The sequence below is a fragment of the Acinetobacter sp. RIT698 genome, from assembly GCF_009668065.1.
Lineage (GTDB): Bacteria > Pseudomonadota > Gammaproteobacteria > Pseudomonadales > Moraxellaceae > Acinetobacter > Acinetobacter guillouiae.
In genome coordinates this window covers 1-23802 of record NZ_WJYH01000051.1, presented here as the reverse complement: position 1 = coordinate 23802, position 23802 = coordinate 1, and the positions used below count along the sequence as shown (strand labels likewise).

16 protein-coding genes are annotated in these 23802 nt (G+C 38.9%); 5 read left to right on the top strand and 11 right to left on the bottom strand.

What is annotated here, in order from left to right; genetic code table 11:
* Window positions 1-65: 65 nt before the first annotated feature.
* Window positions 66-419 carry a GlpM family protein gene (locus GJV03_RS17885; protein ID WP_105713789.1) on the bottom strand — a complete coding sequence of 118 codons (354 nt, stop codon included), beginning with the start codon at window positions 417-419 and terminating at the stop codon, window positions 66-68.
* A 100-nt stretch (window positions 420-519) separates the two neighbouring features.
* Entirely contained in the window at window positions 520-1284 is a 765-nt protein-coding gene (locus tag GJV03_RS17880) for a hypothetical protein (protein ID WP_154130736.1), read from the bottom strand.
* Between the two features lie 479 nt (window positions 1285-1763).
* On the opposite strand from GJV03_RS17880, the gene uvrA reads away from it, so the two are divergent.
* The gene (uvrA, locus tag GJV03_RS17875) at window positions 1764-4595 is read left to right on the top strand and encodes an excinuclease ABC subunit UvrA (RefSeq protein WP_004816511.1); all 2832 of its coding nucleotides are present in this window, start codon (window positions 1764-1766) and stop codon (window positions 4593-4595) included.
* Between the two features lie 254 nt (window positions 4596-4849).
* Entirely contained in the window at window positions 4850-5419 is a 570-nt protein-coding gene (locus GJV03_RS17870; protein ID WP_154130735.1) for a hypothetical protein, read from the top strand.
* A gap of 79 nt (window positions 5420-5498) precedes the next feature.
* Here the strand turns inward: GJV03_RS17870 and GJV03_RS17865 are convergent, their stop codons facing one another.
* Both GJV03_RS17865 and blaOXA read right to left on the bottom strand, forming a co-directional pair.
* Window positions 5499-7211 (bottom strand): GGDEF domain-containing protein, encoded by a 1713-nt coding sequence (locus GJV03_RS17865; RefSeq protein ID WP_004725238.1) that lies wholly within the window; start codon window positions 7209-7211, stop codon window positions 5499-5501.
* Between the two features lie 285 nt (window positions 7212-7496).
* On the bottom strand, window positions 7497-8336 hold the full coding sequence (blaOXA, locus tag GJV03_RS17860; RefSeq protein ID WP_105713786.1) for an OXA-274 family carbapenem-hydrolyzing class D beta-lactamase: 840 nt from the start codon (window positions 8334-8336) through the stop codon (window positions 7497-7499).
* An 878-nt stretch (window positions 8337-9214) separates the two neighbouring features.
* Between blaOXA and omp33-36 the strand changes: the two genes are divergently transcribed.
* Window positions 9215-10099, top strand: a complete 885-nt coding sequence (gene omp33-36 / locus GJV03_RS17855; RefSeq protein ID WP_105713785.1) for a porin Omp33-36 — start codon at window positions 9215-9217, stop codon at window positions 10097-10099.
* A gap of 74 nt (window positions 10100-10173) precedes the next feature.
* Here the strand turns inward: omp33-36 and GJV03_RS17850 are convergent, their stop codons facing one another.
* From GJV03_RS17850 to GJV03_RS17835, 4 genes are all read right to left on the bottom strand, one after another.
* Window positions 10174-12141, bottom strand: a complete 1968-nt coding sequence (locus GJV03_RS17850) for a BCCT family transporter (protein WP_151956280.1) — start codon at window positions 12139-12141, stop codon at window positions 10174-10176.
* A 167-nt stretch (window positions 12142-12308) separates the two neighbouring features.
* A complete protein-coding gene (locus GJV03_RS17845; protein WP_034612723.1) occupies window positions 12309-12989 on the bottom strand; it encodes an ion channel in 681 nt (226 codons plus the stop codon).
* Between the two features lie 217 nt (window positions 12990-13206).
* Window positions 13207-14922 (bottom strand): cation acetate symporter, encoded by a 1716-nt coding sequence (locus tag GJV03_RS17840; protein ID WP_154130734.1) that lies wholly within the window; start codon window positions 14920-14922, stop codon window positions 13207-13209.
* A 1-nt stretch (window position 14923) separates the two neighbouring features.
* Window positions 14924-15256 (bottom strand): DUF485 domain-containing protein, encoded by a 333-nt coding sequence (locus tag GJV03_RS17835; protein ID WP_004725226.1) that lies wholly within the window; start codon window positions 15254-15256, stop codon window positions 14924-14926.
* A gap of 185 nt (window positions 15257-15441) precedes the next feature.
* Here GJV03_RS17835 and GJV03_RS17830 point away from each other — a divergent pair, with 185 nt between their 5' ends.
* Together GJV03_RS17830 and GJV03_RS17825 are read left to right on the top strand one after the other, a co-directional pair.
* The gene (locus GJV03_RS17830; RefSeq protein WP_105713782.1) at window positions 15442-18933 is read left to right on the top strand and encodes a PAS domain-containing hybrid sensor histidine kinase/response regulator; all 3492 of its coding nucleotides are present in this window, start codon (window positions 15442-15444) and stop codon (window positions 18931-18933) included.
* Window positions 18934-19374: 441 nt separating this feature from the next.
* Window positions 19375-20142 (top strand): hypothetical protein, encoded by a 768-nt coding sequence (locus GJV03_RS17825; RefSeq protein ID WP_034612732.1) that lies wholly within the window; start codon window positions 19375-19377, stop codon window positions 20140-20142.
* Between the two features lie 86 nt (window positions 20143-20228).
* Here the strand turns inward: GJV03_RS17825 and GJV03_RS17820 are convergent, their stop codons facing one another.
* The 3 genes from GJV03_RS17820 to GJV03_RS17810 form a co-directional block, all read right to left on the bottom strand.
* Window positions 20229-21473, bottom strand: coding sequence for an esterase-like activity of phytase family protein (locus GJV03_RS17820; RefSeq protein ID WP_154130733.1), 1245 nt, complete (start codon window positions 21471-21473; stop codon window positions 20229-20231).
* 227 nt (window positions 21474-21700) lie between these two features.
* The gene (locus GJV03_RS17815; protein ID WP_004725218.1) at window positions 21701-22096 is read right to left on the bottom strand and encodes a tautomerase family protein; all 396 of its coding nucleotides are present in this window, start codon (window positions 22094-22096) and stop codon (window positions 21701-21703) included.
* A gap of 138 nt (window positions 22097-22234) precedes the next feature.
* Window positions 22235-23377, bottom strand: coding sequence for a PQQ-dependent sugar dehydrogenase (locus GJV03_RS17810; protein ID WP_154130732.1), 1143 nt, complete (start codon window positions 23375-23377; stop codon window positions 22235-22237).
* Between the last annotated feature and the right edge of the window lie 425 nt (window positions 23378-23802).

Genomic DNA, 23802 nt, shown 5'->3' with positions numbered 1-23802 from the left:
GGCTCATTAACTTTACAATCCACTCAAAAGTATTCATTGCAACTCTTTTTTATTAATTCAATAAATCATAAAATCGATCCATTCTGAAACAATTGCCATGCATAAATCAAAACCGCAGCAGCTACAATCCAGCATAACGTTGCAATCCCTAAACAAGACCACATCGAAAGCTTAGTTGCCAGTAAATAGACCGTGAGCAAATAAATGAGATACGGAATCAATGACCACAGCCCGAATAATGCTGTTTGCTTTAAAGCTTCAGCACCTTTTTCCTGCGCTACAATCACATGTGCGATCAATGCAAATGTTGGAAAAAGTGGGACTAAACCTGCAATATAAAATGCCTTACTTTTTGAAAGAATTGAAATCAACAAAACCACTGCTGCACCCAGAATACATTTCAAAAATAAGGACAACATCTAAAATTACTCGAACACATGATCAGTGCAAGAGTTTACGCCAAGCGTGTAAATTTGAAATCTAAAATATTAGAAATTTAGTGACGTAGAAGTTACGCGTTTAAAAAGCGCGTTTTAATTTGCCACGGTTAATAAAAGCAACCAAGCCCATAACAATAGCCATCAGGATAAAAAAGATAAACTTTAGCTCATTTCTACTCAAGTGAGTCTCAGATTTATTCACTTCAGCTTGGGTAAAATCGGCTTGTACTGGCGGTAAAGGTGAGGCATAAGTGGGTTGAATATTTTTAAAATTTAATTCACTGAGTTCAGCAGGCTTTTCGCCTTTGCCCACCAAAACATAAGCCGCAACAATGTCAAAATCCAAAGGGTTTTGAATGCCAAATTTCACTTTGGTGGGTTCATAAGTGTTGTATTCAGGGATCCAATCATTCACTTGACTATAAATACGAATGCTATCTGTTTTTTCCAATATTGGATCTGTAATCAGCTGTTCTGACGTATCTTCAATGAATGTCTTTAAGCCTTTGAATTGCTTGAATGAATATTGATTAGTTTGCGTCAAATTTTCTGCGATCAGTGCTTGGTATACAGCATGCTCACTTGGATTGGCTTTATTTAACAAACCTTGATTGTCCATGACAAACTCAACTTTTGCAGTAAGTCCCGGATAATTTTGTCGCCCAACCAAATAAACCGCGGTCCAAATCTGATCCCCCGCTTGTACATCTTCTAATTCTAATTCGTACAATTGATTGGGTTTTAAATTTAACACTTGATCAAATAAAACTTGTGAAGTCTCGCCAGCCAAGACATTGCAAGAAAATGCAAAACAAATAACTGATATAATTTTTCGTATATTCATTTTCAAGCCCTCCACAAGTGCGATAGATATCACATATTTTATAATAAAAACAATGGTTAATCACAGAAACCTTGTCTAACAATTCTCTTTTTTAGATAAGTGGTTATTGATTGCATCACAGGACCAATCTTGAAGCTGATCTGGTTTATTCGTTCTACCCTATGCAATATCGAAATAAGTATTCAGAAATCAGCACAGCATCAAAAAACTGACTGCATATCTCATTTTTCTTCAATGACTTATTTTAAATAAATTATAGCTTTGATTTTAAAGTAGCTGAATGCGACCCTAAGAATTGTTTAAAACTATCATAAACATATGAATCTTATTATTTTATTCAAAAACTCAAACTCCATCACAGTTTTAAATGGTCAGTTACATGACACAATTTGTCGTTTAAAAACTATTTTTTACAGCTTGAACAAAATTAAATCGCTATCATATACCCCTTTAATTCGCATAATTTCGAGAAAGCTTTTATGAGTCAAAGTCATATCCGTATTCGAGGCGCACGTACCCATAATTTAAAAAATGTGTCACTCGATATTCCACGTGACAAGTTTGTGGTCATCACAGGACTCTCAGGCTCAGGGAAATCATCTCTGGCTTTCGATACCTTATATGCAGAGGGTCAGCGCCGTTATGTCGAATCTTTATCTGCTTATGCACGTCAGTTCCTTTCACAAATGGAAAAGCCTGAAGTTGATTCAATTGAAGGTTTAAGCCCTGCGATTGCGATTGAACAGAAATCTACCAGCCATAACCCACGTTCAACCGTGGGAACCATTACTGAAATCTACGACTATTTACGTTTACTCTATGCACGCGTTGGTACACCTTACTGCCCAGAGCATGACTTGCCGATGGTTGCACAAACTGTTTCTGAAATGGTCGATGCAGTGAAAGGACTGGAAGAAGGTACAGCGTTGATGCTCCTTGCACCAGTTGTTCGTGAGCGTAAAGGCGAATACAGCAACCTGTTTGAGCAATTACAAAGCCAAGGTTTTGTCCGCGCGCGCGTGGATGGTGAAGTGATTGATATCGATACACCACCAGAACTCGATAAAAAGAAAAAGCACACCATTGAAGTTGTGGTTGACCGCTTTAAAGTCCGTGATGACTTAGGCAACCGAATTGCCGAAAGCTTTGAAACAGCCTTACGTTTAGGCAGTGATCTGGCGATTTTATCGTGGATGGGTGGTGAACATCCTGACCGTGTATTTTCAGCAAAACATTCATGCCCTGAATGCGACCGTGCTGTTGCTGAACTCGAACCACGTTTGTTCTCGTTCAATAATCCATTTGGTGCCTGTCCTGTCTGCGACGGTTTAGGTACTCGTAGTCATTTCAGTGCTGAAAAACTCATTCCAAGTCCAGATGTTTCTATTAGCCAAGGCGCAATCCGCGGCTGGGACAGACAACGTCCATACTATTACAGCATGATTCAGAAAGTTGCAGATCATTTTGGGTTTTCTTTAGACACGCCTTGGAATGAACTCGATGCTGATACAAAAAAGAAATTTCTTTATGGTACAGGAAAAGAAAAAGTCGATCTTAGCTATATCGATGAGCGTGGTCGTAAACACAATCGTGTACAACCTTTTGAAGGCATTTTGCCTCATTTAGAGCGTCGTTATCGTGAAACTGAATCTAATTATGTCCGTGATGATCTGGCGCAGTATTTATCCAATGCCGCTTGTGATGCTTGTGGCGGTTCACGTTTAAATGAAATTTCACGTCATGTGCGTGTTAAAGACAAAACTATTGCCCAAATTACCAAAATGTCGATTGGTGATGCTGAAAGCTACTATCAAGATTTAAATCTTGAAGGTGCCAAAGGTGAAATTGCCGATAAGATTTTTAAAGAAATTCGCGAGCGTTTGCACTTTCTTGTATCAGTCGGTTTAAATTATTTAAGCCTGTCTCGCTCTGCTGAAACGCTTTCAGGTGGTGAAGCACAACGTATCCGCCTAGCCTCACAAATTGGTGCTGGTCTAATGGGGGTGATGTACGTTTTAGATGAGCCATCCATTGGTTTACACCAACGTGATAATGATCGTTTACTTGAAACACTGGTTCGTTTGCGTGATCTGGGTAATACAGTTTTAGTGGTTGAGCATGATGAAGATGCAATTCGTGCAGCAGACCATATTATTGATATCGGTCCGGGGGCTGGTGTACATGGCGGTCATATCATTGCCGAGGGAACCTATGATGAACTCGCAGCCAATGAGAACTCACTGACAGGAAAATACCTATCTGGTAAGTTAAAAATTGCGGTGCCCAAAGAGCGGGTTAAACCACCTAAGCCTGAAGAACAAATTAAACTGATGGGCGCATCAGGGCATAACTTACAAAATGTTGATTTGACGATTCCTTTAGGTGTGATGACTTGTGTGACAGGTGTTTCGGGTTCAGGTAAATCAACCTTAATTAACCGTACCCTGTTACCACTTGCTGCAACGCAATTAAATGGTGCAACCACCTTAACTGCTGAAAAGTTTGATTCGATTGATGGCTTACAGTTCCTTGATAAAGTGGTAGACATTGACCAAAGCCCTATTGGACGTACTCCACGTTCCAACCCAGCGACATATACCGGTTTGTTTACCCCGATTCGTGAATTGTTTGCACAAACCCCTGAAGCCAAAGCCCGTGGTTATGCTGCAGGTCGTTTCTCATTTAACGTCAAAGGCGGGCGCTGTGAGGTGTGTGAGGGGGATGGTATGATCAAAGTTGCCATGCACTTCTTACCCGATATGTACGTGCCTTGTGATAACTGCCATGGTCAGCGCTATAACCGTGAAACTTTGGAAGTTGGTTATAAAGGCAAAAATATTTCTGATGTATTGGAAATGACTGTCGAAGATGCGATGCATTTCTTTGATGCAATCCCTGTGATTCACCGTCGTTTGGAAACCTTAAACCAAGTCGGGTTAGGCTATATCCGCTTAGGTCAGTCTGCAACAACGTTATCTGGTGGTGAAGCGCAACGAGTCAAACTGGCACGTGAGCTAGCAAAGCGTGATACAGGTAAAACCTTGTATGTACTGGATGAACCAACCACTGGTTTGCATTTCCACGATATTGCCAAACTGCTCGATATTCTTCATGAACTACGCAATAAGGGCAATACCATTGTTGTGATTGAGCATAATCTCGATGTGATTAAGACGGCGGACTGGGTGATTGATTTAGGCCCTGAAGGTGGTGCAGGTGGTGGTCAGATTATTGCGGAAGGTACCCCAGAACAGGTGGTGAAATCTAAAGTTTCACATACAGCGAAATTCTTAAAGCCGTTGTTAAAGTAATTCACTGCATCTTCCCTTCCCTCCTTTAAATAAGGAGGGAGTTTCTCTCTTTATCCCACAGGACTTAGGAGGAGATTAATCAGCTAAGCTCGAAATTAAATAGCTCATATAATTTTTATAAAACTCAGATTCTCAGCCTTTTTTCATCCTATATTTCAATAATCATCTGCTTAATTTTGGGATTTTTTAAAGCAAATTTTGCATTTCTAATTTAAACAAGGCAAGATCAATGCATAGCACAGGATATTTTCCTTATGAAGCTTCTTTACTCATGCCTTTTAGTCCCAAGTATCTGTTTACTCAGCAGTTGTAGCATAAACATTGCGGGTGGTAATGGCAGACCCGACAATCCTTATTTTATAACCACCCAACCCTTACTGATTAAAAAAATACAGCTTCCTGCTGGCTCAACTTTGACCTATGAAAAACAGGGCTTTAAAACAGGCAGACAAAGTCAGTTAATGAATGAAAGTAAACTGAAAGGCATCTCATTGCCGAGTGGACAAACCATTATATGGGCTGGTGTGCCAATCAGTGCGATCAACAAATTCAGCAACTCAGAAATGCGCGGCTTTAGCCTTAACGCAGAATTTAAGCAGCTTGCTCCCAATCAAAAATCTGGCTTCTCCAAACAGTGGCAACGTTGTGGTGATGATCTAGGGATTAGTATTAAAAATACAGAGGATTGGTCATTTAATCCAAGTAATATTGTTGATGTGGAAAGCTGTAGTGTGCTTTATCAACGCTACTTTAAAGACAATGCCGAACAGCAACGATTTTTAAATCAATTGTATGCTGAGTTGCTTAAAGTCACTTCAAAATAATTCAGTATTTTTATCATTAAATGCTGACGATAAATCAACATTTTCAAACGGGTTAATCATCATCAAGATACCCTATCGATCATCCCACAACTTTATTTCGACCTTGTGCTTTGGCTTTAAATAGCGATGCATCTGCCCGATTAAACAAAGCTTCCCAACTTTCAGCCCCTGTTGCCACGCCAATACTGACAGAAACATTCAGCTGTTCGTTAGACATCGAACTATTAAAATTTAACCGTGATACATCAGCCAAAATACTTTCAGAAATTTGTAATGCCCAATCCCATTGGATGCGATCAATTAAAATCAAAAACTCATCACCACCAAAACGTACAATTAAATCGGATTGCGCAATATTTGCTTTTAAACATCGAGCAATTTCAACAATAACCGAATCACCTAAAATATGTCCAAAGCGATCATTCACATATTTAAAATTATCAATATCCACCATGATCAAGGTCAACTCTTGAAAGCGATCAGGTTGTGTTGCGATATTTTTTAAATAAACCTCTAAAGCGAGTCGATTTGAAACACCGGTTAAGCTGTCGGTGTTGGCACTATTTTGTAATTGAAATTCAAAAGCATCGCGTTGCTTGAGCATTTCTTTTAATTTATCCAATGCATCGGTTAGGGTATGCACCTCTTTGGTTTGTATCGAAGCTGCACCTATATAATCACGCTCTTGAACTTGTGATAACTCTAAGATCATATTTCTTGCATATATCAAGGGTTCAAATAACTTTTTACGTGTATATAACATCGTAAAAACTGCTACCGACAATGACAAAAGAGAAATAAATAAAGTGATAAAAAATTGACGTTGCTCCGATTCCATTCGATGACGCGCACTTAAGGCGTGGGTTTCAAGTAGATATTTTTGTAAATTTACCACCGTGGTAAACTTATCCACGATTGCATCTGTCAGTTGGTTTGCCGTTAAAAAATAAGGCTGCTGATTTCTACTCTCTTGCACCAAACGATTTACAATGGGTAAACCTTGGTCAATAAATTGAGTTTTTACTTGACCATATAAATAAAGATACTCAGGGGTTTTTAAGGATTCTATTTGCATGGTATCCATCAAACGCCATAAATATTTAACCTGTTCTTGCGTTTGTAATGAGCGTGCTTTGTTATATTCAGGCAATGGTTCGGAAAAGCTTAGGGGTGCCATGATATTGGACGCGACTCGTCCAGATTGATCACGTAAATCAGCCAATATCAGCACAATTGAAGCATAATCTGTCACATCGCTATTATTCTTTTTTGAATGGTTAATTAATTGCTGCAACATGGCTCTACAACTGTCCCATGCCCGAAACATTCCCTGAATCACTTGATCCATTTGCACTGAATTACGTTCTTTTAACGGCAAGGCTAAATAAGCATCGACTTGTTTACGGGCGATGTTCAAATCATGTCTTAATTGAACATCTACTTGATCCGCCAAACTGGTAAACCCCGCCTTGTTTAAGGTCTCTACGGTTAAATTAATCTGTTGATCTACGTCCTTACGATAGTCCTGCAATTCTTTTATTCTGTCTGGAAAATTTGCTGTCGAGCTCGACATTGCTTTATTTGTTGGCGCTCTTTCCCGTGAAATTTTATTGGATGTTTCAGCAAAAACTTGCAAGGCTTGAATATTGACTAAAGCTCGATTTGCTCGGCTATACTCTCGATAATTACTGATGATTTGTGGAACAGCAATTAACAAAACAGACAAAATGATGACTGACATGAGGATAAGCAAACGCGTGCTTATTTGTTCTGATCTGAGTTCATGCACCATCACCATGGTCCTGTGGGAAGTTATATCGTAATAAAGCTAAAAAATTTTGTTTATATTATAGAATATATACACATAAACTACTCCACATAATCAAGTTTAATCTACAGCGTTCAACTGCTTTATATTATCGTTTTTATAGATGAGTAATATTCAAAATTCACATTTTACATATAAATAGAATTTGCATAAAATTAGACTCAGATAGAAATTCTCATTATTTGAAAATATATCTTTTTTATTGCCCAGTTTCCCCCAATAAACTGGGCATTTTTTTACCTACTGCATTTATCTCAAATAAAAGAATAAGCCTAATTTATCTAAGATACTTAATGTCAGTTGCTTACGTTCGGCAGGATCATCTCCTGTCTGCATGTGCATATTTAAAGCAAAAGCGGTGATCTGACCATTCGGCTGTTCTATCCATCCTGTATACCAACCCACTTGTGGCTCAACATCCATTCCCCAGCCACTTTTGGCATAGAGCTTGGAATCACCACGTCTTTCGACATAAAGCATATCTTTGACTTGCTGTTGTACAGCATCATCAAAAGGCAATGTTTTCTTTGCCAATTGATAAGCAAATTTAGCTTCTTGCTCTGGGGTGATTTTCAATGGACCAACCAACCAGAAATTATCCACCTGTTGACCAATTTGTGTATTACCAAAACCAACACGTTTGACTTCTTGACTCATCAAATCCAAACCAATACGTCGTGCCAACTCCTGATATACAGGTACGGCGGAAGCCTGCATTGCTTGTGCCAAGGTCATATCTTTTTCCCATGCGGGAAAAGATCTTTTTTCACCATTCCACTTAAATACTTCTGTATTTGTCGTTTTCGCATGTTGCAAACCAATTAAGGCATTCAACATTTTAAAAGTAGAGGCTGGAATATACGCAGTCTTGGCTCTATTTAAATCATTCCCATAGCGTTTAAATTGAGTTCCGTCATAAGTCACAAAGACGGCTTGAGTTTGCGCATAATTAAACAACAACGGAATTTCACTTGTTCTTTGTGATGAAGCTGGATCATACAAATTAAGCTTCGAAACACAACCTGAAAAAGCCAAACTACTCAGGATGATCAATACACTGCTTTTTATTTTAAATATGTTATTACTCATAAACTTTACTTAGGCATCGACTCTATCTGAAATAGTGTAGATGAGCCCATGAATTATTTTTTAAATTGAATGTAAGAAAATATTTACATGTGCAATATATTGGTGCATAATGCACCTCATTAGGGCAATTTATTAATATTCCTCAGCAGAATTTATTGATTTGCTCCAGATTTTGGCGAAAAATCCCAGTTTTCTTTGAAAATTGGGATTTTTTTTGGCAAGAATCATGCCAACATAATTCATCTTTTGCTTATTTATGCTATATATTGGTGCAATATTTTTATGATCTATTTAATGCGATTTGCTTTGAATTTTTAAATAAAAAAAGCCCAACCTTGGGGAAAGCTGGGCATATAAACTCAAAATCTCAAAAAAATTCATTTAAAATGAATGAACTTTATTGACTCATTATCCAAAATATCTTTTACTTTGTAAAACCTATTAAATTGATCGGATATAAATTAATTATCGTTTTTATAAATAATTGAGAATAAAACAACAATATTCACATGAAATGATTATACAATCACAAATTAATTCTAAAAATAGGCAGAATTTAATGACATTTTCTTGACATTGATCGCAAAACAACCATCGGTAATATCGATCAAAAAACACAAATAAACAATAAAATAAATGTATTAATTTAACAATTTGATCTCTGTTTTATATGAAATAAAACTTTTGTCTGAATTTAGTCTGTTGTTCTAATTAAGTTTTTTTCCAGGTTGACGTAAAGCTGTTCAAATGTACGTTTTTTAAACAATGTAAATTTCATGTATCTACTTTGTAAACAGCGGCCTTAAACGTCATTGACTTAATATCTTGTTACAATACAATGCCGTCTGTTTCACCAATTTCTCCTATTGGAAAAGATTATGAAAAAACTCGGTTTAGCCACTGCTTTATTATTAGCCATGACCGGCGCTCAAGCATACCAATTTGAAATTCAAGGTCAATCAGAGTATATCGATACAACTGTAAATGACAAAGATTTCACTGGCGGTTTGCAAGGTACTTACTACTTCAAAAATGTTGACTCTTCAAAAGGTCCATTGGCTGAAGCGGCGTTCTTAAACCAAGCTTCGAATGTTTCTTTAGCATATAACTATGGCGAATTAGACGCTGATGTAGTTGCACATAACTACGGCGCTAAAGCTGAACTTTATGTTCCTACTCCATATGTACCTGCATATGCAAGTGCTTCTTATAGCCACACAATCCTTGACGGTAAAAATGGCTGGTCAAATGATCAAGGCGATCGTTTTGCATTAGAAGTGGGTGCTCTTCCTACTCAAAACTTCTTAGTCGCTGTTGGTTATACTAACGTTGCTGACCAAGTTGCTTTAGATGCATTCAATGTTATGGGTAACGGCGTTGCTAAAGCGACTGCTGAAGCTGCAACAATTGGTGAAGACCAAGACGCAATCACTGCACGTGCTAAATACGTTGGCGGTATTGACGGTACAAATATGTCTTTAGCGTTTGAATCAGGCATTATCTATGGTGATGCGACTGCATACCAGTTCAAAACTGATTTCTATTTGAACCCACAATTAAGCGTTGGTGCTTCTTACGCAGCATCTAGCTACGAAGGTTCTCCAGATTCAGCTTGGGGTGCAAACGTAAACTACTTCATCACTCCTGCGATTGCAGTTGGTGCAAGCTACGTAAATGCAAACTACGAAGCGAAAAAAGATCAACCTGTTGCCTATGTTGGTGATACGCAAACTGTTGGCTTAAACGCTAAATTCCGTTTCTAAGTTGCTTAGAAATTGAATCAAAAAAAGGACTCATACGAGTCCTTTTTTATTGCCTTTGTTTTTAAATAAACAACTTAGTTTCTCAGTACATTTAAGAAATGTAGATGACGTTCATATTGGTCAATGATGTCTTGAATCAAGTCTTCTTGCGTCCACTCCATCACATCATAGTTTTGACCACCTTCTCTTAAAAATATTTCTGCTTGATAAAAATCATCGGTTTCCTGATGTTCTTCATTCATCATAAAGCTTGGCGCAACCATTTTGCGTGCAATGACTTTATAGATAAAATTGAACTCATCATGATGATCCACACTCAGTTGAACACCGTCTTCAGTTTCTTTAATCACCACATTTAAATCACGGCGTTTAAACTCAAAACGAATACTTTCAAAAGCCTTAATCACATCAACCTGAATATAGTGTTGTACTTCAGCCAGCGTATGCGGATAGTGCATGATTAAGCCTAAACGTTGCTGCCAGCTGCGTGGGTTTTGCACAGCTCTCGGCGTGATTCTTGCCACTTGTAAAGCCTGCATTTTGGTGACATCTAAGCGCAATGCTTTGACTAAGCCCCAACACAACAGCAGCATAATAAAAGTGAATGGTAGTGCACTCATCATGGTGGCCGATTGTAGCGCGCCTAGCCCACCAACCATTAAAAGAATGATCGACAAGACCGCCATTAAAACAGTCCAGAACAAGCGTTGCCATATCGGCGAATTTTCTGTTTTCGCAGTGAGATAATCGGTCACCAATGCACCAGAATCCGCGGAGGTAACGAAGAACAACACCACCAGCAGTGTTGCAATAAGACTAAACACACCTGAAAAAGGCAGATGGGTTAAAAATTCAAACAATGCAACTGATGAATCTTTTTGTACCGCAGAAATTAGCCCAACCTGCCCTTGTTCCATAATACTGAACAAGGCAGCATTGCCAATAAAACCCATCCAGATCAAGGTAAAGCCTGTCGGAATAAGCAGTACCCCAACAATAAACTCTCGAATGGTTCGACCTTTTGAAACACGCGCAATAAACATACCAACAAATGGTGACCAAGAAATCCACCATGCCCAATACATGATGGTCCAACCACCAATCCAGCCATTTGATTGATAAGCATATAAATTAAAGGTCATGCTAAACAAATTCGAAATATATTGTCCAGCGTTTTGAATGGTTGCTTGTAGGATATAAATACTGGAACTGGCGAGGAATACAAAGCCTAACAATACCAAAGCTAAAATCAGATTCAGTTCAGAGAGTCGTTTAATTCCTTTGTCTAATCCGAGGAAAACCGACAACGAAGCCAGCGTACTCACCACAATAATCAAAAAGATTTGGGTGCTAATATTACTTTCCCAGCCAAATAAATAATTTAAGCCAGAGTTAATTTGCGTTACCCCAAATCCTAACGTGGTAGCCACACCAAATACCGTACCAATGGTGGCAAAAGTATCGACCGCATCTCCGATTGGGCCATGAATTCGTTGACCAATAATCGGAAACAAACCCGAACGAACTTTGAGTGGCAAGTTATAGCGAAAAGCAAAATAAGCCAGCGTTAAGCCAACAACTGCATAGATAGCCCAAGCATGTAAGCCCCAATGAAAAAAGGTAATTCTCATTGCTTCTTGTGCAGATTCAATGGTTTGTGGATCACCAGCAGGTGGATTGACATAATGCATGACAGGTTCTGCAACACTGAAGAACATTAACCCGATCCCCATACCCGCAGTAAATAGCATGGCAAACCATGACCCATTACTATACTCAGGCTGACTATGATCAGGTCCAAGTTTGATTTTACCCATGTCAGAAAAGGCAATAAAAATCAGCACAATTAAAAATATTGCGACAGATAAAACATAGAACCAACTAAATGAATCGGTGATCCAGCGGTTCATCCTTTGGGTAATCAGTTCAAAGGCATTTGGTGCAAAGACAACAACGGCTAAAAAAAGCGCAATAATTCCAACAGTGCTCAAGAAAACATTTGGATTGACATTGTCAAACCAAGTGATTTTTTTGGAAGGCATATTTCCCCCAGGTTTTTATACTCAATGGACAGACTTTTTAAAGTCAAAAAAAGGCATTCACAGGTGTGAAAAAAGACGAATCCTGTAGAACAGCGATTGGATTCAGGCCACATTATAATTTAAATTAACATTTTCAACAATTTACTAAATGTAACAAGATCATTAGCTCATGATTTTGGTTTATTTTCAATATATTGCAGGGCAATCATCCGTGAGACGATCAGGGCAAAATACATCACACCACAGAACATTTGCAACATTGAAATCACCCGCGCAGCAGGTGCAACAGGAATCAAATCGGACAATCCCGTTGCCGATTGCAGACTAAAACTAATGAACAATAAATCCAGCCAAGATTGGTAGTCCGCAACATGATTTGGGTTTTGAAAACTCTGCGGAACCAGCAATTGACAAATACTGTATAAGAAGGCAAATCCCCATGCGATCAGGGTAAATACTGCACCTGCAGCAAACAGCTCATCTTTGGTTAAATAACGATCTGCAAACATATAACGGATTAGACCATATGCTGCACAAAAATAAGCGGCTGCTTCAAATGAATGTGCAAAGATTTGCAAAGTAACAGAATGAAAACCGATCAACATTAGAAAGGACAGTACAAATGCCCCTGTGACAAAGGTTAAGCCCAACAGTGTAAATGTCGGTGTTTGTCGAATCACTTTGGCAATAATCAGTAACGCGGATACACCGAGTAACCAAGTTAAAATTTGATAACTTCTGCTGGCATTGGTATAGACAGATAAAACTAAAATAAGCAGTTGGACCAACAATAACCATGCTGATGGTAATTGTTTAAAACCTTTCCAAAATTCGATCATTGAACGCATATTTTCTGATTCTGATTGTTCTTTTAAACATTCAAATTAACATATTCATTGGGTTTCTTAAATCCTTTCAATTTTCGTGATCATTCAACTGATCAATCTGTATAAAATAAGCTTTATATCGCTCAAACACTCAAGCTGAGATGATTGAGTTTTGGCTTTGCATCACCCATAAAAAAACACCTTCGAAAAGGTGTTTTTTAGGCTGATCTCAAATCACTTAGTGATCTGAAGCACCAGAGATACCAATACCTGTTTGTGAACGTACAAACTGTGCATCAAATGCTTTGCGCTCTGCTTCTGCACGTGCAGATTTGTCTGTCACAGAGAACAACCAGCAGCAGATGAATGCTAATGGCATGGCAAAAATTGCAGGACCATTGAATGAGTTGATTGGAGTATCAGAGATTTTTAATGTGTCTACCCAAACTGCTTTAGACAAGATAATTAAAGTCACCGCTGTCACTAGACCGACAACACCACCTACAACAGCACCACGTGTGGTTAAGCCTTTCCAGAACATTGAAAGAACCAATACTGGGAAGTTTGCACACGCCGCGACAGAGAATGCTAAACCAACCATGAAGGCAACGTTTTGTTTCTCGAACAAAATACCTAAGATCATCGCAAAGATCGCAAGACCAAGTGTTGCAATCTTCGACATACGTAATTCAGATTCAGGGGTTGTTTGACCTTTTTTCAATACGTTTGCGTACAAGTCATGTGAAATTGCTGAAGCACCTGACAGTGTCAAACCCGCAACTACCGCAAGAATCGTTGCGAATGCAACTGCTGAAATAAAGCCCATGAACAGATCGCCACCTACTGCATCTGCAAGGTGTACCGCTGCCATGTTGTTACCGCCAACTAATTCTAGTTTGCCAGTCACAGCCATTTTTGCAACATCAATAAATTGTGGGTTGTTTGATACGAAAAGGATCGCACCGAAACCGATAATGAAGGTTAATAAATAGAAGTAACCAATGAAACCTGTTGCAACAACCACAGATTTACGTGCTTCTTTAGCATCTTTAACTGTAAAGAAACGCATAAGAATATGTGGTAAACCAGCTGTACCAAACATGAGTGCTAAACCAAGTGACAAAGCATCGAGTGGGTTTTTCGCCAAACTGCCTGGTCCCATAATTTTGGTTGCATCATCAAGACTAACATCATGTACTTTTGCAAATACATCAATAGATTGCTTGAACATTTCAGAGAAGCTATAACCGACAGAATGCATCACCATGAACGCCATGAATGTTGCACCTGAAAGTAACATCACTGCTTTAATGATCTGTACCCAAGTTGTCGCCAACATCCCACCAAAGATCACGTAAGCCATCATCAGAAGGCCAACAATCACAACTGCGATGTTATAGTTCAAACCAAATAACAGTTTGATCAACTGACCTGCACCCACCATTTGAGCAATCAAATAGAAAGCCACAACAACAAGTGAACTGATTGCTGCAAGTGTACGTACTGGTTTTTCTTCTAAACGGAAAGAAACCACGTCAGACAGGTTATATTTACCTAAGTTACGTAAACGCTCAGCAACCAAGAACAATACGATTGGCCAGCCAACCATGAAACCCAGTGAATAAAGCAAGCCATCAAAGCCTGAGCTAAACACCAATGCAGAAATACCCAAGAACGATGCAGCAGACATATAGTCACCTGCAATCGCTAAACCATTTTGGAAACCAGAGATACCACCACCAGCGGTGTAGAAGTCTGCAGTATTGGTGGTTTGTTTTGCAGCCCATTTGGTAATAAATAAGGTTAAACCAACAAAAATTGCAAACATAATGATTGCATGCCAGTTAGTCGCTTGCTGCTGAGCTTCACCTAAATCTGGGCCTGCTTGTGCAATAGTAGAAAGCAGTGCAGTAGATGCAAGAGCTGCTTTAGTCTTTAAAGAGTTCCATTTCATCTTAGTGCAGTCCTTTTTCGTGGGCGATTGCTTCGACTTCTTTCATTGCATCTGCATTCAATTGATCCAATTTATTGTTGGCAATATATGAGTACACACCACACAATACGAAAGATAAAACAATAATTCCTAAACCTAAAGGAATCCCCCAAGTGGTGATGCCACCACTAAATGAACTCATTAAAAATTCTTTGTTATAGCCAACTAAAAGCATAAATCCAACATAAACGAACAACATAATTGCTGTTAATGTCCAGCTTAATTTACTTTTTTTAGCAACCATTTCCTTGAATTTTGGATTTTGTAGAATCGCCTCTACCTGTCTCTCATCCATAACCATGCTCCTTGATAAGCGACCAGAACGCTGGTTGCTTTTTTTAATATTTTTTTACATGGTCAAAATTAACAATATTGTGGGGTTCTCGTAACTTAGACTTTGGTCGTTAAATTTTGAGCAAAATAAACGAGACAGTTCATGTATGCGTTATTATAGGCGCAGCTTTTTATACTGTAGTCCTTATGAACAGTTGGTTAATTATAGGGGTTCTGGCCCTTTACATCCTCATTCTATTCGTTTGTGCTTTCTTTGGTGAGAAGCATGCGAGTCGATTAAGTACGCGCGGCAGGATGCTTCTCTTTAGTCTAACATTGGGGGTATATTGCTCATCTTGGACATTTTATGGAGCAACAGGTGCTGCAGTACGTGAGGGAATTATTTTCCTTCCGATTTATTTAGGACCTTTATTATTTGTCTGGTTGGGTTATGACATTTGGCGTCGTTTAGGTCGCGTTCGACAACATCATGCGATTTCTTCAATTGCCGACTTTGTGGCAGCACGTTATGGTAAAAGTGGAACATTAGCGTCCTTAGTGACCATCTTGGCTGTAATCGCCATCATTCCTTACTTAGCACTACAATTACGCGCCATTGCGCTTAGCGCTTCCGTCATGCTCGATCACAATACCCAAGTGGTCTCCACCACCACCAATGGTGTGCTTGGTCTTACCGCTGTATTGGCGATCTTGGCCATGATGTTTGGCACAAGACAAATTGCCAATACCGAACAACATGGCGGTTTAATGCTTGCTGTTGCTTTTGAATCATTTGTAAAACTATTTGCCCTGCTCTGCGTGGCCTTTTTCTTTATTTTTGATCATCCACAAAATATTGTACAGATCTCACAGGATGTGCAAAAGACTTTTCATGAAGTACAACTGTTTGGTGTGCCAGACACCTTTTGGGTTCAAACTTTATTGGCCTCATTGGCGATTATCTGTTTACCACGTCAGTTCCATGTGGCCGTGGTTGAATTACGCGATGAAAAACATATACGTGGTGCAAGACGGTGGTTTGCGGCATATTTGATTCTGACCATTATTGCCATTATTCCAATTGCCAGTTGGGCTCTTCATGCAGCACCTAAATATCTCACCATACCTGATGTTGCGGTACTCTCATTGCCAATTAGTTATAACCAAGACTGGTTATCTTTACTGGCATTTTTAGGTGGTTTTTCAGCATCAACAGGTATGCTGTTAGTCTCGTCTGTGGCACTGTCCATCATGCTGAGTAATGACTTGATTATGCCTTCTCTATGGAAGTTTGGCATTCTTTCTCGTCATGACAAACGCTTACCACAGGTACTTAAATTTACCCGTCGTGTGTGTATTTTAGCGGTAATGTTACTTGGATTTTTATTCTTCCACTTCTTTAATGATATTGACCAATTATCCACCTTTGGGTTATTGGCATTTAGTGCAGTTGCACAATTTTCGCCAGCTTTAATTGGTGGTTTATACTGGCGTGGTGGAAGTCGCCAAGGGGTTTATGCAGGCTTGGTCGTAGGCTTTATCCTTTGGTCATATACCTTATTATTACCAACGATTTTACGTAGCTTACCAGTTGAGTATAGCCAGTTTGCACATCAATTTTTGATGTTTGGACCTTTAAATATTGAATGGTTAAGACCAGAAGCCTTATTTGGCTTTGAATCTTTTGCCCCGCTTACCCATGGTGTAATCTGGGCACTTGGCTTAAATATTACTTTATATATTTGGGTCTCTCGTATTTATCGCCCAAGTATTGCTGAGCAAATTCAGGCAGAGAGCTTTTTCTATTATGAAACCAAGCCCTTACCTGCACAAAATACCTCTACCGATATTAATTATTTACACCATGATGTAGCTAAACTTAAAGTTGGCGATCTGATTGCACTTGCCAAACGGATTACTGGTGAAGGCCCAGCAACCCATGCCTTTCAGCAATTTTGCACCATGAATAATGTGGTGCTCAATGAGAATAGCAGTGCCAATGGGATGTGGTGGCGGTTCACTGAACAATACCTCGCAGGCACAATCGGTGCAGCCTCAGCACGGACATTACTCACCACGGCTATGGTCAATAATGGCTTGGCGTTAGGCCAAGTGGCAAATATTCTGGACCAAGCGTCACAATGGCAACGCTTTAACCAAAATCTCATCATGACCATGATTGACCACATGACCCAAGGGGTGAGTGTGGTTGATGAAAACATGTGTTTGGTTGCATGGAACAACCAATATTTAAAACTGTTTGATTATCCAAAAGATTTAGTCTATGTCGGTTGCCCAATTGCCGATTTGATTCGTTATAACGCAGAGCGTGGCGAATGTGGTCCAGGCTCGGTAGAAGAACATGTACGTAAGCGAATTCATTGGATGAAAGTCGGTAGCGCACATGAATTTGAACGGATTCGTAAAGATGGCCGTGTGATTCAAATGCGTGGTAATCCCATTGAAGGTGGTGGTTTTGTTACGACCTTTGCGGATATTACTGCATTCCGTGAAAATGAAGCGGTACTTGAAGCACGTGTGTCGGACCGTACTCAACAGCTTGCAAATGCCTTATCTGAACAACAACTGGCACGTGAGCAAGCCGACAAAGCCAATATGTCAAAAAGCCGCTTTATTGCAGCAGCCAGTCACGATTTGCTTCAACCGATGCACGCAGCACGCTTATTCAGTACTGCTTTAGAACAAAGCGTACAATCGGATGAAGATCGTAAAACCTTACAACAGCTTGATCGTGCCTTACATGGTGCTGAGAGTATGTTGTCTGCCCTTTTAGACATTGCACGGCTGGAAGGTGGTTCAATCCAACCGAAACGTCAAGCTTATCCACTGCATGATTTATTAAGTGATTTAGAACTGCAATTTAAATCAATCGCCGCACAACGTAATATCCAATTGCGTGTCCATGATGCTCAATTCTGGATTGATACCGACCCACAATGGATCCGCCGTATCATCCAAAACTTTGTCAGCAATGCCTTACGTTATACTGCTCGTGGACGTGTGATTGTTGGTGTATTACGCGCGTCTAATCGCCCAAATCATATCCGTATCGGTGTCTGGGATACCGGCCCAGGGATTGCAGAAGAGCAACGCATTAAGCTGTTTCAAGAGTTTGAGCGTTGTGGACATACCTCGCCATGGGGTGAGCAAGGCCTAGGGCTTGGTTTGGCAATCGTCCAACGTATGACCAGTTTGCTTGATTATCCTGTGCATGTTTACTCTGAACTAGGTAAAGGCTCATGCTTTATGATTGATGTACCAATGGTAGCAGCACCTAAAGTGGTTTCATCACCTGTACAAGCGGTACCATTAAAAGCCAAAGCTTATAAAATCTTGTGTTTGGACAATGATGATACGATTTTAGAGGGTATGGCAACGCTACTGACCAAATGGGGTTATCAAGTCTTTAAAGCCACTGAACCTGAACAAGCTTTGGAAATTATTCAAAAAGAAAATATTCAAGTCTGGCTGGTTGATCAGCATTTAAATCATGGCAAAATTGGCTTAGATTTTATTGTCGAAAACCGTCAGGAAAATGTTCCTTCAGCACTGATTACTGCAGATTCTGATCCTGAATTACCAGAACGTGTTAAAGACCTCAACGTGGTGTTGTTGAAGAAACCATTGAAACCTGCTTCTCTTCGGGCATGGTTATCTGGCTTGAAGATTTCTAAATAATCTTCCACTACGTTCAACCCTTTTCAGTTTATTGATCACGTTCTTCTTTAATGTTTTGAAACATTTACAACCTCTAGATCGTTGCATTCTAGAGGTTTTGTAACGCAATTTTTTAAGTGGAATAGCAATTTTTTTTAAGCTTTGTGCAAAAGCATTCAAAAAATAGCAAAACTTGAACCCATTTATTGACTAAAAACTTCAAAGCCCTCTTTTCTATGGCAAATAACATCAAAATAGTAAATATACACTTGTATAGTTAGTTACAATTTTCTATTTATATGATTTTAAAAAATAAAAAAACACTTTTTACCCTATCTACAACTTTAGTCGTATTCCTATTGCATCTCAGATAAATCAAAAATTACTTCAAGACAAAATCACGCTCATGTTTAGGAAAACAAAAACAGCGCTTGAATTCAATTTTAAATAGGATTTTTAACCATGAATATTTCAGAAACTGTTCCACATGGGCTACACCAAGCTCAACAATTTCATCGTCAATATGGTGCAAATGCAATCTTGCCTGAAATTGATTGGCAAGATCTTTTTAAACACAGCAAACTCCACGACACACAAATCCAAGCACTCAACACGATTTATCAAGCAGCTGTGCCTTTAGCACTTCAAGTGTTTGAGGAATTAAAATTTGATGTATTTACCCCTGTTGCTTACCATCCTCAAGGCTTAGGTCTGTTTGATAAATTAGCGCAACAAGAAGAAAAACTGGTTCAACGTCTCGAAGATGAATGCGAATGTTTAAATGATGAAGTTCGTCATCAAGTGTGGAGCATGTTACTGCGTGGCGGTGCGGTACTGGTCTTTAAAGCATGGTTAGGTAAAGTAAAAACCGGCGAAAATATCTTAGATATGACCCAATTTGATGAATTATCAGATTTGCTTTTTATCAAAACCTCACCGACAACATTGGCAGCTCGTTTAAAAATCGATGCACATGCAGATTACGACCATGTTTTCCTAATGTATGGCAATGATGTTTTTCTAGACCGTTTTAATAGCTTAGAAGCGGCTGCTTTATTTGTAGATTTAGGTGTTTATGATGCAGCTTTCTTAAGTCTACGTGATGACCGAGTAGCAGATTACCTAAAATCTAAAGGCTATGTCACCCATGAACAAATTGAAGATTTAAAATGTGCTTTAAACCCATTGGGCTGCCCTGATCAAGTTTCTAAACAAGACTGTTTAGCTTAATCCTCATGCTTGAATGATGTATAAAGAAAGCCAGTCAATTGACTGGCTTTCTATTAGAGTGAAGCATCACTACATTTTATTGCGTATTAATACAATGCTTTAGGCAATTTAATCTGAATAATTTCATTATCATCCGCACGCTTTGCATTTCGTCCTGATGAACCTGGAAAGTTATTGTCATTTAAAACAGTTAAAGTATTTTTATTTTCAATAATCACATCTTCAATGGTTTCAAATGGAAAAGCAAAAGTTGTTGCTGTACCAATATCTCCATCACGCGCTGTACCATAGAGATTATTCGGGTTGGCGATATTCATAAGATCAACTAAGTCAGAACGTTTTACCGCTTTCCCAGAATCCCCTAATTCAATTTGAATCAGCTTCTTATAACCATCTAACTTGTTTTGACTCGCATCACGCTCAATGATAATGCCAGACTTATCATCAAACATTTGGAAGTCACCAATATTGGTCGCCTTGGCATTCAAGGTAAAATAATAATATCGCCCAGTATACGCTTTCTTCTTCACATCAAATTGTGAGATAAGCAACTGTTGTGTGGTCTCGCCTTTTAACGGTTTTTCTAACAAAGGATATAAATATTGACCATCCTTAGACAATGCCATTCCTTCAAAGCCACCGCTTTGCTGAACCAAAGGCTCTACATAATTTATGTTGGCTTTATTGAATTGATTTTGCGGAGAACGCAATTCCACACCAGCTTTCAATGGATGAGGTAATGCAATCGGCGCATCAAGCAGTATTCCATCTTTATCAAAATGCAGTAAATATGGTCCAAATTCATCACCAATCCAATAGGTACCATCCGCAGTACGTTGAATCGATTCAGGATCAAAATCTGCCCCAGTGAGTAAACGATCTGTGCTGTTTTGATTGATGATTGAAAATGGTATTAATTTATTGGGATCACGAAGCTGAATAAAGCTCATCACTTGAACTTTTGCAGATCCTGCCGATTTCGTCCGAAAATCAGGTTTTACTTGATAAACACGGAGTAAAAAGTCAGATGAATTGTCTTGTGTACCAAAGCCATTGTCTGCCATGACCATATAAGTGCCATCACCGTTCTTTACAGCACCCGAAAAGCCTTGAACTGGCTGACCTTTAAAAGGCGGGAATATGCCATTGGCGCCCTTTACAAAGGCACCTGAGTTTGGACCAGCTGCATAAGTTTCGACTTCAAGTTTGGCAAATGAAACCAAGGTCGGTACAGTAACAGATGGTTCAAATGAGAAATCATTGTCATCATCATTACATGCGGTTAAAGCCAATACGCCTAACGCTAAAACAGAGTAAGCAATTTTTTTCATAAAGGTCTTTTTTATTGATTTAAATGAGCTTTATTAGAAACCAATAGCATGACATTTTGAGGTCATTTCAATGACAATATTGCGTCAGTTTAATGATACGTAGATATGCTTCACACAGCATATACTCCACCTTATAAGCGCGCACAAGCTGAATTAACATATTGAATTTAAATAATATTAACAACGGAGTAATCTATTCCAGCTACTTTGATTCATATTAGGTTGAGCTAGACTTGAATATCGAAACCCAAATCCACATCACAGGCAGCTTGACCACCACGGATTCCCCAATTTTCAGCGGGAATTTCTCTTAATAAAATTTTGATATGATCTTTGGGAATCCCTAATACAGATAGATTCTCTACAATACTGCGATACAAATTTCGCTTGGTATCCAGTGTACGCCCAGCAAAACAATCAATACGAATCAGGGTAAATTTTTCAGGATAAAGCTTATTCGGTGGACATTGAAAGCGATGTGGTTCATGTACCAATAAACGAATATCACGATCATATTCAGGAATTTTAAAAGCGCTCACCAATGCATGATGAACAGCATCGATTAAGCCCACTTCTTGTGCTACAGAATATTGATAGCGAACTTCAATTGTAGTTGCTGGCATTATTGTTCTCGATTTATATTATTTTAAATCGAAAGAATAGCATAATTTATAGACAACCCTAACAATTCAACAGATATCAATTCAGCTGCTTCCACATCTTTTCAATAATATAATAATCCATTGAATTAAATTAATTTTTTACTTAGGTAACAATCTTAATAGCCCCGCATTTTTCCCATCTTCCAAAACCCAAATCGAACCATTATGGGCGGGATGGATATCTCGAATGCGTTGCTGCATGTTTAAACGCTGTACCTCACGGACAGGCTTCGATTCAGTATCAACCACAATAATCGCTTCTGAAGATAACCCACCAATCAAGGCTTTATGATTCCATTTCGGGAATAATTCATCTTGATAAAAGACCAAACTGGAGGGTGATATTACTGGTGTCCAACTGATTTCTGGCGCCTTAAATTCAGGACGCGTCGCATGATCGGGAATGGGTTTTCCTGAATAATGATCACCATTGGAAACAATCGGATAACCATAATTTTCGCCCTTCTTAATCAGATTTAACTCATCTCCTCCTTTAGGCCCCATTTCAACCACCCACAATTGATCCTTCGTATCAAAAGCCATACCTAATGGGTTACGATGACCCAACGACCATACTTGTTTTGCAATCTCACCTTGTTGAGTAAATGGATTATCTGCAACAACAGTACCATCATCATTCAGTCTTAAAACTTTTCCTAAGTTTGAATTCATATCTTGAGCAGGATCAAATTTCTGGCGTTCACCAGAACTAATCCAGAGCTTACCATCCTTTGCAAAAATCATTCGATGTGCATAATGCCCTTGTCCTGAAACCTTAGGAACTTGCTCCCAGATTCTTTTAATATTGATTATTCGAGGATTTTTCTCTTGTAGATTTAATTCACCACGAATCACAACCGCACCATATCCCCCTTTTCCTGTTTCGGCATAACTTAAATAAATTTGATGATTGTTTGCAAAATCAGGATGTAAAACAATATCACCTAAGCCACCTTGTCCACCATAAGCCACTTGGGGAACCTCTAAAATTTCTATACTTTTCAATGTGGAAGGATCAAACAGTTTTAGCTTTCCTCTCCTTTCGGTAATCAGTAAACGACCATCAGCCAACTCAGCCATTGCCCAAGGTTCATCAAATGTCGCTACTTTTTGGATCTGATAGGTCTGGTTGATCAGCGAATTTGCTGTAGTGGTTTGATTATTTTGAGCATTACATGCACTCAACAAGCTACTGCTGAGCAATAGAGGTAAATAGATTAAGCACTGTCGAAAAGCCTTCATTTTAGATTCCCTCAATATTGTTATGACTTATCGATTTATTTTAAACAAAAGTATCCATCTCACCATTTCATATTGGTAACTGAGCGAATTGGGCCTTAATTTTTAATTGGATCATCTTGTAAGCTTTAACCTACAACAATCGCAGTGATTAGCGAATATACGGACCTAGACATTGCACTTATCATAGCAAACATAAAGAGACAGGAAGTCTCATTGAGAATAAGAAAACACACAGGACGTGAGATTCGACAGGAGTCAAATCTAACACACCAATACGAAGAAAACCCCATCAGGATGATGGGGTTTTCTTTTTGCATCTACAAAAATATATTTATTTTCAGTCATTTATGCACTTCAATTCTTGCGCAGATTTATATTTCATCATGCCCATCAACACCGCACATAAAAAACACCCCGCTCTCTAG